Annotated in this window: 8 protein-coding genes; 3 read left to right on the top strand and 5 right to left on the bottom strand. The window is 74.2% G+C overall.

Going from position 1 to position 14,982, the window contains the following annotated elements; all coding sequences use genetic code 11:
• Positions 1–183: 183 nt before the first annotated feature.
• A complete protein-coding gene (locus AB0M92_RS22505; RefSeq protein WP_366104049.1) occupies positions 184–1,224 on the top strand; it encodes a substrate-binding domain-containing protein in 1,041 nt (346 codons plus the stop codon).
• On the opposite strand, the gene AB0M92_RS22500 is transcribed toward AB0M92_RS22505, so the two are convergent.
• Genes AB0M92_RS22500 through AB0M92_RS22490 form a run of 3 tightly spaced genes read right to left on the bottom strand, consistent with a single transcriptional unit; the run spans position 1,208 to position 4,865 of the window.
• The gene (locus tag AB0M92_RS22500) at positions 1,208–1,918 is read right to left on the bottom strand and encodes a sulfite exporter TauE/SafE family protein (protein WP_366104048.1); all 711 of its coding nucleotides are present in this window, start codon (positions 1,916–1,918) and stop codon (positions 1,208–1,210) included. The genes AB0M92_RS22505 and AB0M92_RS22500 overlap by 17 nt on opposite strands.
• Complete coding sequence (locus tag AB0M92_RS22495; RefSeq protein ID WP_366104047.1) at positions 1,915–3,351, bottom strand: amidohydrolase family protein; 1,437 nt, start codon at positions 3,349–3,351, stop codon at positions 1,915–1,917. Before AB0M92_RS22495 ends, AB0M92_RS22500 begins: the two co-directional genes overlap by 4 nt.
• Positions 3,348–4,865, bottom strand: coding sequence for a uracil-xanthine permease family protein (locus AB0M92_RS22490; protein WP_366104046.1), 1,518 nt, complete (start codon positions 4,863–4,865; stop codon positions 3,348–3,350). The genes AB0M92_RS22495 and AB0M92_RS22490 overlap by 4 nt, the downstream gene beginning before the upstream one ends.
• Positions 4,866–5,063: 198 nt before the next feature.
• On the opposite strand from AB0M92_RS22490, the gene AB0M92_RS22485 reads away from it, so the two are divergent.
• On the top strand, positions 5,064–7,238 hold the full coding sequence (locus tag AB0M92_RS22485) for a DUF4139 domain-containing protein (protein ID WP_366104045.1): 2,175 nt from the start codon (positions 5,064–5,066) through the stop codon (positions 7,236–7,238).
• Between the two features lie 7 nt (positions 7,239–7,245).
• Positions 7,246–8,805 carry a mucoidy inhibitor MuiA family protein gene (locus AB0M92_RS22480; RefSeq protein ID WP_366104044.1) on the top strand — a complete coding sequence of 520 codons (1,560 nt, stop codon included), beginning with the start codon at positions 7,246–7,248 and terminating at the stop codon, positions 8,803–8,805.
• Between the two features lie 105 nt (positions 8,806–8,910).
• Here the strand turns inward: AB0M92_RS22480 and AB0M92_RS22475 are convergent, their stop codons facing one another.
• Positions 8,911–11,256 carry a SpoIIE family protein phosphatase gene (locus tag AB0M92_RS22475; RefSeq protein ID WP_366104133.1) on the bottom strand — a complete coding sequence of 782 codons (2,346 nt, stop codon included), beginning with the start codon at positions 11,254–11,256 and terminating at the stop codon, positions 8,911–8,913.
• Between the two features lie 127 nt (positions 11,257–11,383).
• Complete coding sequence (locus AB0M92_RS22470) at positions 11,384–14,851, bottom strand: HAMP domain-containing protein (RefSeq protein WP_366104043.1); 3,468 nt, start codon at positions 14,849–14,851, stop codon at positions 11,384–11,386.
• Positions 14,852–14,982: the final 131 nt, after the last annotated feature.

Genomic DNA, 14,982 nt, shown 5'->3' with positions numbered 1-14,982 from the left:
GCGTGATGCGCGCCATGTGCGACGTGTTGACGCGTGACGTGTGACGCGCGTGAAGGAGCCCGCCCGCGCGGCCGCGGGACCGGGTCCCGGGCGATCATTGGCCGACCCGCAGGGCGCTTCCGCCGGGCGGTTCGGCGAGGATGACGGGGTCGCCCGTCCGCAACACGTGAGGAGTCCGCGCAGATGCCCGCGTCCGGTCCCGGTCCCAAGCCTCCGACGATCGCCGATGTCGCCCGGGTCGCCGGGGTGTCGCGCACGACGGTCTCGCACGCCCTCAACGGGCTCGGCAAGGTCGACCCGCGCACCCGGGAGCGGATCAAGCAGGTCGCCGCCGAGCTCGGATACCGGCCCAACCTCAGGGCCCAGCGGCTGCGGCACGGGCAGGCCAAGGCCATCGCGCTCGCCTCCTCGATGCCGTTCGCGGTGGCCGGCGGGCCCTCGCGGCTCGGGTTCTACATGGAGATCGCCGCCGCCGCGGCCGAGAGCGCCCTGCTGCACGACTACGCGCTCGTCCTCGTGCCGCCCGTCCAGTCCGGCTCCGGGCTGCACTCCGTCGACATCGACGGGGCGATCGTCGTCGAGCCGGACGTGAACGACCCCGCGACGGCCCGGCTGCGCGAGCGCGGGCTGCCGTACGTGGCGCTCGGCAGGCCCGTCTCCCCGGACGAGCAGGCTCCGTACGTGGACCTGCACGGCGGGCTCGTGGCCGAGATGCTCCTGGCCCACCTGCGCGAGCAGGGCGCCGAACGGCCGGCGCTGATCATCGGGTCCGGCGAACGGCACTCCTCCGTCGACGCGCGCGAGGCCTACGGACGCATGGCCGCGGAGCACGGCTGGCCGCCGGTCGTGGCCACCGCCCCCGAGGCGGGCGGCGAGCAGGCCGGGTACGAGCGCTGCGCGGCCCTGCTCGCCGAGCATCCCGGGACCGACGCCGTCTGCGCGCTGGTGGACGCCTTCGCCGTGGGCGCGGTCCGGGCGATCCGCGACAGCGGGCGGACCGTACCGGACGACGTCATGGTCGTCACCCGGTACGACGGACTGCGCGCCCGCACCTGCGATCCGCTGCTCACCGCCGTCGACCTGCACCTGGACCGGGCGGCGGCCGACGCGGTGGAGCTGCTGCTGGGACGGCTGCGGGGCGCGGAGGGCGTGCCGGCGGTGGTGGCGCCCGCGCCCCGGCTGGTCGTACGGGCGTCCTCGCTGCGGGTCAGGCCCCCAGCATGAGGACCACACCGGAGACCAGGGCGAACACCAGGACGAACACGCGCATCCTGCGGGCGTCCAGGCGGTGGTGCACCGAGCGGCTGAGCCACGCCCCGGCGGCGATCGCCGGAAGCAGCAGGAGCGCCCGGCCCAGGTCGCCGACACGGCCCTGCCCGGTGGCGAACAACAGGGCCAGCGAGGCCACTTCACCGATGAGGAAGCAGACGGCGACGGTGGCGCGCAGCTCGGCGGGCGGCCGGTGCTGGTACACCAGGGCGAGCGGCGGGCCGCCCACGCCGGTCGCGGTCTCCGTCAGCCCCGTCACGGCGCCCGCCCCGACGTAGGCGGCCCTGCCGGGGGTGAACGCGGGAGCGGCGAGACTCGCCACCGCCGCCAGGACGGTGGCGACGCCCACGAACAGGCCCAGGCTGCGGTCCGGGATCAGCCAGAGCAGGGCCAGGCCGCCGGGGGTCGCGGCGAGCCGGGCGGCGGTGATCCAGCCGGCGCCGCGCAGGTCCAGCGCGGCCCGCTCGCGCCAGGCGACGTACAGGTTCAGCGGGATCATCGACGCCAGCACGAACACCGGGAGCAGGCCGGGGTCGAGGATCCCCGCCACCGGGGCGACGATCAGGGCGAAGCCGAGCCCGCTGCTGCCCTGGACGAAGGCGGCCAGGGCCACGGTCAGGGCGAGCGCCGTCAGCGTCGCGGCGCTCATCGCGCGGTGTCCCGGGCGCGGGCCGCCGTGGACGTGGGGTGGACCCGGGTGATGGGCGCCCCCTCCACGGCGACGCGCGCCAGTTCGGCCGCTCGCCGTACGAGCGCGGGGCCGTCCCATCCGGTGGGCAGGCCGCGCCACAGGCGCATCCGGCCCGCGACGAACACGGCGGTGATCTGGTCGCGGTTGCCTCGCCGTACCAGCTCCCACGGCAGGTCCCAGGAGAGTGCGAGTTCGGGGTTGGTGACGTCGACGAGGAGGAAGTCGGCGGCCGGGCCCGCGGCGACGGTGCCGGTACGGGCGCCGAGGCCCACGGCGTCGGCTCCGCCCCGCGTGGCGTGTTCGAGCCAGGTCCACCCGGCGCCGCACGAGGAGTCGCCGGTGGCGAGGCCGTACGCGATGCGCTGGGCGAACTCGGCCGCGTCGGCGAGCCGGAACCCGTCGCCCCGGGTGCCGTCGGTGCCGAGCCCGAAGCGGACGCCGCGATCGGCCATGGCGGTGGCCGGGGCGACGGCGTTGCCCTTCCAGGCGCTGGCGACGGGGTTGTAGCTGACGGCCGTCCCCGTGTCGGCGAGCAGGGTCAGCTCGCGTGGGGTGAGCAGGGTGGCGTGCGCGGCGAGCAGCTGTGGGCCGAGCGCGCCGATGTGGTGAAGGTGTTCGAGCGGGCGCCTGCCGTGGCGCACCAGCGATCGTTCGACGCCCGCCAGGTGCTCGTTCACGTGGATCTGCACGGTGGCCCCGGCTTCCGCGGCGAGGGCGGCGGTGCCCCTGAGGGTGGGCTCGGTGGCCGCCTCGGGGACGGACACGGCGAGGGAGGCGTGGACGAGCGGGTCGCCTTCGTACCGGGCCAAGTGCTTGACCGCGGCGCCCAGTACGGAGTCGGGTACCGGGGGTTCGCCCGTCGCGGCGTCGTCGCAGACGAGTCCCAGGACGCAGCGGATGCCGGCGTCGCGGGCGGCCGAGGCCACGACGTCGACGTCCACGCCGGTGCGGTTGCCGGCGTCGGCGACGGTGGTGAACCCGCCGCGCAGCGCTTCGAGCGCCGCCAGTTTGGCCGCCGTGTACGCCGACTCCTCGTCCAGGGCGCCCTCCAGCGGCACCCAGACCCGGCGGAAGATCTCCGAGGGCTCCCCGTAGGCGAGCGCGGAGCCGAAGCTCTGCGTGAGGTGGTGGTGGGCGTCGACGAAGCCGGGCATCAGGAGATGGCCGGGCAGCCGGACGGGGTCGAGCCGCGGATGGGTGCGCCCCAGCTCCTCGGCGGGGCCCACGGCTTGGAACCGGCCGTCGGCGACGACGACGGCCGTGCCGTCGGCGGGGCCTTCGGGCAGCAGCACGGCGTCGGGTACGAGGAGGAAGGGGCCGGCCCCGCCGAGGAGTTCGCGAGTGAGGCCGGGGGTGAGGTCGGGGGTGAGGTCGGGGGTGGGCTGGTTCATCGGTCGCTTTCCGTACGGGCCACGGCAAGGCGCGCGGCGACACCGGGCCTGACGTGGTGGAAGAGGAAATGGAGCAGGGCGGCCGTGAACGCGCCGACGGCGACGCCGCTCTCCAGGAGGATGCGGAGGTTCGGCGGAAAGCCCGCGTACACGCCGGGGACGAGGATGGGCAGCAGGCCGAGCGCGAGGGCGACGGCGCAGACGAAGGTGTTGGCGTGCCGGTCGAGGTCCGAGCGGCCGAGCAGCTGGATCCCGAGCACCGTGATGACGGCGAAGACCACCACGGCCGTGCCGCCGATGACGGCGGGCGGGATGACGCTGATGGCGCGGGTCACGGGCGCGAGGAAGCCGGCGGCGATGAGGACGAGGCCTGCCGCGGCGGTGACGAAGCGGCTGCGCACGCCGGTGACGCGGACGATCCCGATGTTCTCGCCGCTGGTCACCATCAGCGGCAGTCCGAGGAAGCCGCCGGCGAGGGAGGTGAGCGCGTCGCCCCGGATGGTCCGGGGGACGGCGGTGCGCCGGTCGATCTCCTTGCCCACGGCCTCGGCGTTGATGACGGTCTGGCCGGTGGCCTCCGCCATGGAGGCGAGGCTGTAGAGCATCAGCGGCAGCGCGGCGACGAGGTCGAACCGCGGTGAGCCGAAGGGCAGCGGCTGCGGCGCGTTGAACAGGCCGCCCCCGGCGGCGCGGCCGAGGTCGACGGCGCCGAGGACCGCCGCGAACGCGGTGCCGGCGAGCAGGCCCAGCATGACGGCGAGTTGGCGCAGGACGCCGGTGCACAGCAGGTAGCAGACGACGGTGAAGCCGATCGTGGCCATGCCGAGCCCGAGGTTCACGGGGTCGGCGAAGCCCGGCTCGCCGGGACGGCCGGTGACGAGGACGGCCCCGACCTTCACCAGGTTGACGCCGACGATGACGATCATCGTGCCGATGACGAGGGCGGGGAAGAAGGCCAGCAGCCGCGAGAAGACGGGGAGGACGACGAAGGAGAAGAGCGCGGTGAGGATGACCGCCCCGGTGGCCGTGCGCAGGCCGTGCTGCTCGGCGATGGCGAGGAAGAGGACGAGGGGCGCGCCGCCCGGCAGCATCACGAACGGGAGCCGGGGGCCGAACTTCCAGGGCCCGAGCGACTGGATGAGGGAGCCGACTCCGGAGAGGACGAAGGCCGCGGAGAGGAGGTCGACGGTCAGGTGCGGGTCGAGGCGGAGGGTGGCGCTCATCAGGAAGATCGCCGAGATCGGCGTGGCCGCCATGACGAGGACGTGCTGGATGCCGAAGAGGAGGATCCGGCCGAGGGGGCGGGACTCGTCGACGGGGTGGACGCCGTCGGTCGGGTGAGCCTCGGGGCGGGCGGCTTCGGACATGCCGTCTTCGGAGCGGCCGTCTTCGGGGCGGGGACCCTCGGGTCCGGCGTCTTCGGGGCCGTCTTCGGGGCCGGCGGTGCGGGAACCGGTCGGCTGCGGCGCCGGGGGCTGGTGGGCACCGGGGAGGGTGTGGCGGGGGCTTGACACGTTCGAGCTCCGATCGGCGTTCGATACGTACGGGTTCAGCCGCGATCCGGCCCTGGACGGGGAGCCAAATCGATTTGGCCAAATCGATTTGGCCGTCAGTATGTGAGGGCCCCGAACGGCCGTCAAGGGTTCCGGCAACGGCCGCACGACCTGCGGGCGTAGGCTTCGCTGAGCACGAGCGCGACGGGGGCGGGACATATGGCGAACAAGACGGCACGGACCTGGGGTTCGACCCTCGATTCGGTCGTGGTGTACGCGCAGGGGGCGGTCTGCCGCCGCCTGGTGCGCGGCGGCATGCCATCGGACGGCCGGGTGCGGGTGAGCGGACTGCCTCGTTCCGTGGACCCGGGCTCCCTGCGGGTCCGTGTTCTGAACGCTCCGGGAGTGCGCGTCACCGATTCCCGGGTGGAGGTCGAGGCCGAGCCCCTCGGCTCGGGCGTGCCCGACGCGTTGCGCCGCGAGGTCGTACGGCTGCGCGAGGAGTGTGCGGCGACGCAGGGCCGCCGGGAGCGGCAACTGGGCCTGATCGAGGAGGTCAGGGCCCTGCACCCGGTGCCGCCCGAGCGCAGGCGCGGGGATCCGCACCGCCGGACCCCCGTCGACGCGTGGCTGGAGCTCGCGGAGTTCGTCGACGCCCGGCTGGTACGGCTGCACGCACGGCTCGCCGAACTGGACGAGGCGCGGCGCCGCGCCGAACACGAACTCTCCGTCGCCGCGGACCGGCTCGCCCGCGCTTCCACCGACGCGCCGTCGGCGCACGTGGAGACCACGGTCTGCGCGGCGCTGACGCTCGTCCGCACCTCCGGCGCGCAGGACGCGCAGGCGCAAGCGGAAGCGGAGGAGCAAGCGGCGCCGGAATCCGAGGTGGAGCTGGTACTGGAGCTGGAGTACGCGGTGCCCGGCGCCGTCTGGGTCCCGGCCTACCGTCTCACCCACCGGCAGGGCGAGGGCGCCGGCCGTCTCCTCCTGCGCGCCTCGGTCGCCCAGCGCACCGGTGAGGACTGGACCGGCGTGCGCGTCGCCCTGGCCACCGCGGACCTGCGGCGCCGCACCGACCTGCCGAAGCTGCGCTCGTTGCGGATCGGACGCCGCCAGGCCGCGCCCGCGCCGTCCGGCTGGCGCGAGCCTCCGGCGGGGCTCGCCGACCTGTTCGCGGGTTACGAGGCCGCCGGCCCCCGACCGGCCGCGCCGGCCCCGGTACCCGCTGCACATCCGGCCGCCGGGGCCGGTTCCGCACTCGGATCCGTTCCGCCTCCGGCGCCTTCGGCGCCCGTACCCGCGCCCGTACCGGTTTCGGCACCGCCGCCGGCACCCCTGGGTTACGGAGCTCCTCCGGCCTCGTTCCCGGCGCCGGGCGGCGCGGACGGCCTGCAGCCCCAGACCTTCGGCGCCGCCGCCCCCTCCCCGCCGAGCCGGTCACGGGCCGCGGGCAGGCCGGCCGGCGGCGGAACCTTCGCCGCGCCCGCCGCCGCCCCGGTGGCCCCCGCGGCTCCCGGCGGGGCCCCGCCACCGCCGCCACCGGCGCCGCCGGCCGGTCCGCCGCGCCCGAGCGGTGCCGAGCTCGACTACGCATCCCTCGTCCTGTCCGGCCCCGGTGAACAGGGCGGCCGCCAGGGCCGGCTGTTCCCGGACGCCCCCTTCGACCCGGTCGCGGCCGAACACCGGCGCCGCGCCGAGGCGGTGGCGGCGCTGCCGCTGCCCGGACACGCCGTACGTCCCCGTGAGTCGGCGGGCTCCTTCGACCACCGCTTCGACGCCGCCGCCCGCGCCGACGTTCCCTCGGACGGCACCTGGCACACCGTCACCGTCGGCGAGATTCCGGTCGGTCTGCGCACCGAGTACCTCTGCGTGCCGTCCGTGGAGCAGACCGTGTACGCGACGCTGGTGCTCTCCAACGCCACCGACCAGGCCCTGCTGGCCGGTCCGGTGGAGGTCACCGTCGACGAAGAGTTCCTGCTGACCGCCGCCCTGCCCACGCTCGCCCCCGGCGCGGTCCGCCGGGTGGGGCTCGGTCCGGCCGAGGGCATCGGGGTCACCCGCCGCACGAACCTGCACGAGTCGACCGCCGGCCTGCGGGGCAACACCACCGTGCTGGACCACCGCGTCCACGTGGAGCTGGCCAACCGGCTCGCCGGGCCCGTCACGGTCGAGGTCCGCGAGCGGGTACCGGTCACCACCGAGCCGGACGTCCGGATCGAGGAGCGTGCCGGCTGGACGGCGCCCGAGGAGGGCACCGGACCCGAGCACCACGCCCCGGGAACCCGCGTCTGGCGGGTGGACCTGCCGGCCGGCGCCACCACCGCCCTCGACGGCGGCTACGAGATCCGCATCCCGGCCGGCAAGGGCCTGGTCGGCGGCAACCGCAGGAGCTGACACAGCCATGTCCACGGCCCCCATGCCGATAGCCCTCCCCGTCACCGCCGTGACCTGCCTGGAGGACCGGGCCCACGTCGAGCGCACCGCCCTGCTCGACCTCCGGGCCGGAGTCCAGCGGCTGCGTCTCGGGCCGGTCAGCGCACTGGCCGTCGACCGCAGCCTCCATGCCGAGCTGGACGCCGATCACCCGGCGACCGTGCTCGACGTACGGCTGGTGCGCACCTGGACGCCCGGCGGACCGCTCCCGTCCCCCGACGACTCCGCACTGCGCCGCCGCCTGCACGAACTGGAGGACGAGCGGCACGCCGTGGAGCAGCGGCGCGAGCGGCTGCACGCCCGCCTCGGCCTGCTCGGCCGGCTCGCGGCCGATCTGCTGCGGGACATCGGCGAAGGTGCCGGTTCCGGAGAGAGCGACGGGCCCCGCTGGGCCCGCGAGCTGGACCGGGTGGACGGCGAGCGCGAGGAGTTCGGTCAGCGGCTCTGGTCGGCCGAGGCCCGATTGATGGCGCTCGACACCGAACTCGGCGAGGTCCGCCGGGCCATGGCCCGCTCCGAGACGCCGCCCGCCGAGCTGCTCGGCCATGTCGAGCTGACCGTGGACGCCGCGGCGGCAGGCCCGGCCCGGCTGCGCCTGAGCCACCTCACCCCGTGCGCGCTGTGGCGGCCCGCCTACCGGGCCGTGCTCGGCGGCGACTCGCTCACGCTGGAGACCGACGCGATGGTCTGGCAGCGCACCGGAGAGGACTGGTCCGGCGTACGGCTGACCCTGTCGACGGCCCGGTCGGCGCTGGCCACCGACCCTCCGCGGCTCGGCGAGGACCGGCTGACGCTGGGCGACCGCACCCCCGCCGAACGCCGCACGGTCGACGTCGAGTTGCGCGAGGAGGCGATCGGGGACATCGGCCCGGCCCCGGTGCTCGGCCTGCCGGGGGTGGACGACGGTGGAGAGGCGCGGGTGCTGGGCGCGCCCGCACCGGTCTCCGTACCCGGTGACGGGCGCGCCCACCGGGTGTCGCTGTCCGCGTTCACCGCGCCCGCGCGCAGCGAGTACGCCTGCTCGCCGGAGCTGTCCCCGCTGGTCACCCGGGTGGTGCGGTTCCGCAACGGCTCCGGCCACGCGCTGCTCGCCGGGCCGGTGGACCTGGTCCGTACGGGCGGGTTCGGCGGCCGCGGCACGCTGGACTTCACCGCGCCCGGCGCCCCGGTCGTGCTGGCCTTCGGCAGCTGCGACGACCACAGCGTGGTCCGGGAGGCCGAGGAGTCCCGGACGACCGCCGGGATCACCCAGCGCACCGTGGTCACCCGTACGGTCCGCGTGCACCTGTCACGGTTCTCCGCACCGGCGGAGGAGGGCGAACGGGTGGTCGTCGTACGGGAACGGATCCCGGTCTCGGAGGTCTCGGCGGTGGAGGTGCGCCTGCTCAAGGAGGCCTGCTCCCCCGAGCCCGCCGCGGTCGACGCCGACGGCGTCGCGCGCTGGGAGGTCGGGCTCCCGCCCGGCGGCCGCCGTACCGTCACCCTGGTCTACGAGCTGTCGGCGAGCGCCAAGGTCGCCGGGATCTGACGCCACGCGCACCGGCGCCGGCACTGGCACTGGCACTGGCACTGGCACTGGCACTGGCACGAGCGGCACCGGCACGGGCGGCACCGGCACGGGCGGCCGGAGGTGTCAGCCGACCTGGATCCCGATGACGCAGGTGTCGTCGTCCGTGTCGGAGCGGCTCTCGGCGAGCAGGCGGTCCAACCGGTGGTCCAGGTCGCCGGCCCCGCTCGCCGCCGCGCCCACCAGGTGGGCCAGGGACTCCTCCACCGCGGAGTCCCGCCTCTCCACCAGCCCGTCCGTGAACATCAGCAGCGTGTCGTCCGGTTCCAGCCGGACCTCCCGTTCGACGTACGTGACGTCGGGCATCGCTCCGAGGAGCAGGCCCTCGATGAGCGGGAAGGCCTCGGGCTCGCCGCCGCGGACGAGCACGGGCGGCAGGTGCCCGGCGCGCGCCCAGCGCATCACCCGGGTACGGGGGTCGAAGATCCCGCAGACGGCGGTGGCCGTCACGTACTTCGCCAGGTGGTGGGTGACCGTGTTGAGCCACGACAGCAGTTGGGCGGGGCCCGCCCCGGTCACGGCCAGGCCGCGCAGGGCGTTGCGCAGGACGACCATGCCGGTGGCGGCCTCGATGCCGTGTCCGGCGACGTCTCCCACGGAGAGCATGATCAGCCCGGAGGGCAGGACGACGGTGTCGTACCAGTCGCCGCCGACGAGCGACTCGGACTCCGCGGGCCGGTAGCGGACGGCCACGCGCAGGCCCGGGGCTTCGACGGCGGGCGGGGTGGGGGGCATGATGGCGTGCTGGAGCTGGAGGGCGAGGCGGTTGCGTTCGGCGGACTCGGCCGCCGTGTGGGCGAGCTGGTCCCGCGTCGCGGCCAGGGCGACCTCGGTCCAGTGCTGGGCGGAGATGTCCTGGTAGGCGCCGCGTACGGCGTGCAGGCGCCGGTCGGCGTCGAGGACGGGCTCGGCGACGACGCGGATGTGCCGGGTGATCCCGTCGGACCTGCGCAGGCGCAGGTCGACGGAGGCGGGGCGGCGGTAGCGCAGTACGGCCCGCAGGAAGCGGCCCAGGGCCTCGGAGTCGTCGGGGTGGGTGTAGTCGGGCAGTTCCCGCAGCGGTACGGGCGGTGCGCCGACCGGCAGGCCGTGCAGCGCGTACAGCTGGGCGTTCCAGGTGATCTCGCCGGTGACGAGGTTCTCCTCGAAGCCGCCGATCCGGCCCAGGCGCTGGGCGTGCTGGAGGAGGTCGGCCAGGCGTGCCGTCTCGTCCTCGATCCGCCAGATCAGCAGGACGGCGGCGCCGTGCCGGCTGACGCTGATGTCCGCGACCGAGGTCAGGGGGATCTGGTCGACGAGCGCGGTCAGGCTCATGCGTTCGGCCCTGAAGGGCTCACCGGTGGCGTGCACGCGCTCGATGATGTCGAACAGCCCGTTCTCGCCCGCGGCCATGGGATAGGCCTCCAGCAGCAGGGCGCCGTTCACGTCGGCGCGCCGCCGCCCGGCGGGGTCGACGAAGCGGCTGCTGGCGTGGCGGATGCGGAAGTCGCTCAGCCGTCCCCCGGGGTCGAGCACGGGGGTGAGGATGACGGCGGGATCGTGCAGTCCCTCGGCGAGGTCGGTCAGTTCCGAGACGTCCGGGAGCACCGCTTCGGGGAGGTCGGGGTCGCCCGGGGCCGAGGCGTCCATGGCGCGGGCGCAGAGTTCGGCGAGGGCCTCGACCTGGCGCTCGATCTGCGGGGGCTGCGGCGCGAGCGGTTGCGGCCAGCAGATTTCGAGGACGCCGTGGATGCGGCCGCCCGTCCCGGCCGGTACGGCCATCCGGCCGCCGTCGGGCCAGTGCAGGTGCGCGATCGAGGGCAGACCTTCGCGTTGCAGGCGGGCGAGGGTGACCAGGCGGCGCTCGCGCAGCGCGAGGCGGGCGACGGTGGAGACCCCCGGGGGGACGTGGCGCCAGCGCGCGGCCTCACCGGGCGGGAAGCCGGCGTACCCGGCGAGGGCCAGGGAGCCGTCGGGCGCCGCGGTCCACATGGCCACGGCGACCGCTCCCAGGGGTTTGAGGGCGTTGGTCAGGAGGGATTCGGCCATGGCCTGGGTGTCGTCGGCGGCGGCCAGCATCCCGCTCTCGGCGGTGCGCAGCCGGACCGACACCCTGGTGGACGGCTCGGCCGGGCCGAGGGTGCCGGTGCGTTCGACGAACTCGGCGGCGACCTCGCTGACGTGGTCGCGGGCGGCCTGGTTGACGATGTCCGCGGCGAGGTCGAGCGCGGACAGCCCGGTCTCGCGCGCCAGTTCCTCCAGTTGCCGCGCCGCCGCGGCGGGGGTGCAGCTCAGCTGTCCGATGAGGATGCCCTTGGCCAGTTCGACCAGGGCCCTGCCGTCCGCCGCCGCGTGCGCCGCCCGCACCTCGCCGCGCAGGCGCTCGACGGTGGCGACGAGGCGTCCCAGGGGGGTCGGGGCCTGGTGCGGGATCGTCGGGCGGCAGGGGTCCGCGGTGAGCGCTTCCGGTGCCCGCGCATCGCCGTGCCACTGAGTGTCGGGGGTGCTCACGGTGTTTCCGGCTCCTTGCTCGGACGGTCCCTGGTCTGCGGCGCGGTGGTCATCTCGTGAGCCAGTGCCGGACGCGGGCGATGAGGTCGTCGGCGTCGACCGGCTTGGTGACGTAGTCACTGGCCCCCGCGGCGAGGCTCTTCTCCCGGTCGCCGGGCATCGCCTTGGCGGTGACCGCGATGATCGGGAGGCCGGTGTGGGCCGGCATCCGCCGGATCTCTGCGGTCGCCGCGTACCCGTCCAGTTCCGGCATCATCACGTCCATCAGGATGAGGTCGACGCCCTGGTTGCGGGTGAGGGTTTCGATGCCCTTGCGCCCGTCCTCCGCGTGGAGCACACGGATGCCGTGCAGTTCGAGCACGCCGCTGAGGGCGTACAGGTTGCGCGCGTCGTCGTCGACGACGAGGACGGTGCGCCCGGCCAGGCCGTCGTCGAGCACGTGGGCGGGTGCCTGCGTTCCTTCCGCGCCCGCGTGGACGAAGGGCAGTACGTCCCCCGGCTGGTCCGCGGTCAGGTGCAGCACGATGCGTTCGCGCAGCTCGTCCAGGCTGGACAGCAGCTCCAGGCGGCGCGAGGCGGCCCGTTCCCGCAGGGCCGTCTCCTGGCCCGTGTTCAGGCGGGGGTTGTTGTGTGCGAGGACGGGGAGGGAGGCGAGCGCCGGGTCTCCGTCGAGGGCGTCGAGGAAGCGCAGGGCCTCGCCGTCGGGCATGTCGAGTTCGAGGACGACGCAGTGGAAGGAGTCCGAGGCGAGGGCGGCCGCCGCCTCCCGCGAGCTGGTGACGCCGACGACCTGGATGCCCCCGGTCTCCCCGGCCGGCCGGTGGCGGGGGGCGAAGTCCCGGTCGGCGCTCTCGGCGACGAGGGACAGCAGGCCGCCCTGGCGTTCCTCGATGACCAGCAGACGGCGGGACTGCCGCTGCGCGGGGACGGCCGGAGCGGCCGCGTGACCCGCTTCGGCGCCTCCGGCCGCGCCGTTCGGGGCGGGCGACGGCACTTCGGGGAGCGGGTCCCTGTCGTACTCCGCCCACCTGACCGGCAGGTAGAGGGTGAAGGTGCTGCCCTGCCCCGGGGTGCTCTCCGCGGTGACGGCGCCGCCGAGCAACTGGGCGATCTCGCGGCTGATGGAGAGGCCGAGGCCGGTGCCGCCGTACTTGCGGCTGGTGGTGCCGTCGGCCTGCTGGAAGGCACCGAAGACGGATGCCAGCTGCCGCTCGGGGATGCCGATGCCCGTGTCCCGTACCCGGAAGGCCACCACGGGCCCGCGGCCGGGGACCCCGGCGGGGACCTCGGTCGCGGCGGCCGGTTCGATCCGGAGCTCGACGCCGCCGCGCTCGGTGAACTTGACGGCGTTGGACAGCAGGTTGCGCAGGACCTGGCGCAGCCGTGAGTCGTCGGTGTGCAGGGCGTCCGGGGCGTCGGGGGCGGTGGTGACGGTGAAGTCGAGGCTCTTTTGGGTGGTCATCGGCCGGAAGGTGGCGTCGACGTACTCCAGCAGCTGCGGCAGGGACACCGCCTCGGGGTTGATGTCCATCTTCCCGGCCTCGACCTTCGACAGGTCGAGGATGTCGTTGATCAGCTGGAGCAGGTCGGACCCCGCCGAGTGGATGACGCCCGCGTACTCGACCTGCTTCGGGCTGAGGTTGCGGGTGGGGTTCTGGGCGAGCAGCTGGGCGAGGATCAGGAGGCTGTTGAGCGGGGTGCGCAGCTCGTGACTCATGTTGGCGAGGAACTCGGACTTGTACTTGGAGGCCAGCGACAGCTGCTGGGCCCTGTCCTCCAGCTCCTGCCGCGCCTGTTCGATCTCCAGGTTCTTGGCCTCGATGTCGCGGTTCTGGCTGGCGAGGAGGGCCGCCTTCTCCTCCAGTTCCGCGTTGGAGCGCTGCAGTTCCTCCTGCTGTACCTGGAGCTCCGCCGAACGCGCCTGCAGTTCGCCGGTCAGCCGCTGGGATTCGCCGAGGAGCTCGTCGGTGCGGGCGTTGGCGACGATCGTGTTGACGTTGACGCCGATGGTCTCCAGCAGCTGGCCGAGGAAGTCCCGGTGTACGGGGGTGAAGGCGGTGAAGGAGGCGAGCTCGATGACGCCGAGGACCTGGTCGTCCACCACGATCGGCAGGATGATCAGACTGCCCGGGGTGGTGCGGCCCAGTCCCGAGGAGATGACGTAGTCGCCGGGTACCTGGTCCGTGGCGATGATGCGGTGGCTGCGCGCGGCCTGTCCGACCAGGGACTCGCCGAGGGCGAAGCGGATGCCCTCGCCGGTGCCGGCGGGGCGGCCGTAGGAGCCGACCAGGGTGAGTACGGTGGTGCCGGGGCCGTCCTCGGCGAGGTAGAAGGCGCCGTACTGGGCCGCGACGAGCGGGGTCAGCTCGTCCATGACGAGTGCGGCGACGACGGACAGGTCGCGGTGGCCCTGCATCAGGCCCGAGATCCGGGCCAGGTTGGACTTGAGCCAGTCCTGTTCCTGGTTGGCCCGGGTGGTCTCGCGCAGCGAGCCGACCATCGAGTTGATGTTGTCCTTGAGTTCGGCGACTTCGCCGGAGGCGTCGACGGTGATCGAGCGGGTCAGGTCGCCCTCGGCGACCGCGCTGGCGACCTCGGCGATGGCCCGTACCTGGCGGGTGAGGTTCCCGGCCAGTTCGTTGACGTTCTGGGTCAGGCGCTTCCAGGTGCCGGAGACGCCCTCCACCTCGGCCTGCCCGCCGAGCCGGCCCTCACTGCCCACCTCGCGGGCGACGCGCGTGACCTCGGCGGCGAAGGCGGAGAGCTGGTCGACCATCGTGTTGATGGTCTCCTTCAGCTCCAGGATCTCCCCGCGCGCGTCCACCCGGATCTTCTGCGTCAGGTCCCCCTGGGCCACCGCGGTGGTGACCTGGGCGATCGAGCGGACCTGTGCGGTCAGGTTGTCGGCCATGACGTTGACCGACTCCGTGAGGTCCTTCCACGTACCGGAGACGCCCTTGACGTCCGCCTGGCCGCCGAGCCGGCCCTCGGTGCCCACCTCGCGGGCCACCCGGGTGACCTCCCCGGCGAAGGCGGACAGCTGGTCGACCATCGTGTTGATGGTCTCCTTCAGCTCCAGGATCTCCCCGCGCGCGGTGACGGTGATCTTCTGCGAGAGGTCGCCCTCGGCCACGGCCGTCGCGACCTGGGCGATCGAGCGCACCTGGTCGGTGAGGTTTCCCGCCATGAAGTTGACCGAATCCGTGAGGTCCAGCCAGGCGCCGTCGACTCCGGGCACGTCGGCCTGGCCGCCCAGGGTCCCCTCGGTGCCCACCTCGCGGGCCACACGCGTCACCTCGGAGGTGACCAGCGACAACTGGTCGGCCATGCCGTTGAAGACCGTGGCGATCTCACCGAGCAGCCCGTCGGAGGTATCGGGCAGCCGGGTACGGAAATCCCCGTCCCGCACGGCGGTCAGGCCGGCCAGCAGCCGGCGCAGCTCCGCTTCGCCGATCCCCGTCCCGTCCGCGGGACCCGGCGAACCGCTCAGTGACTCCGGGCTCGTCCGCTCAGCCATCCGTCAACCCCTCGCCAAACGACCGGTCGACGAAGGTTAACGCCGACCGGAAGGACCTTATGGCACGACGGATCACACTGAAGCAGCGCTTCCGCACACTTCCGCACACTGCCGCGGGATGTCACGGGTGC

Source organism: Streptomyces sp. NPDC051582 (genome assembly GCF_040681715.1).
Taxonomy (GTDB): Bacteria; Actinomycetota; Actinomycetes; order Streptomycetales; family Streptomycetaceae; genus Streptomyces.
The sequence above is the reverse complement of the archived record's forward strand: the minus strand, read 5'-3'. Positions and strand labels throughout refer to the sequence as shown.

What these genes read in the sequence shown, in the direction of transcription:
- AB0M92_RS22505 (WP_366104049.1), top strand. Translation starts at nt 184, where the DNA reads ATGCCCGCGTCCGGTCCCGGTCCCAAGCCTCCGACGATCGCCGATGTC.
- AB0M92_RS22500 (WP_366104048.1), bottom strand. Translation starts at nt 1,918, where the DNA reads ATGAGCGCCGCGACGCTGACGGCGCTCGCCCTGACCGTGGCCCTGGCC.
- AB0M92_RS22495 (WP_366104047.1), bottom strand. Translation starts at nt 3,351, where the DNA reads ATGAACCAGCCCACCCCCGACCTCACCCCCGACCTCACCCCCGGCCTC.
- AB0M92_RS22485 (WP_366104045.1), top strand. Translation starts at nt 5,064, where the DNA reads ATGGCGAACAAGACGGCACGGACCTGGGGTTCGACCCTCGATTCGGTC.
- AB0M92_RS22480 (WP_366104044.1), top strand. Translation starts at nt 7,246, where the DNA reads ATGTCCACGGCCCCCATGCCGATAGCCCTCCCCGTCACCGCCGTGACC.
- AB0M92_RS22470 (WP_366104043.1), bottom strand. Translation starts at nt 14,851, where the DNA reads ATGGCTGAGCGGACGAGCCCGGAGTCACTGAGCGGTTCGCCGGGTCCC.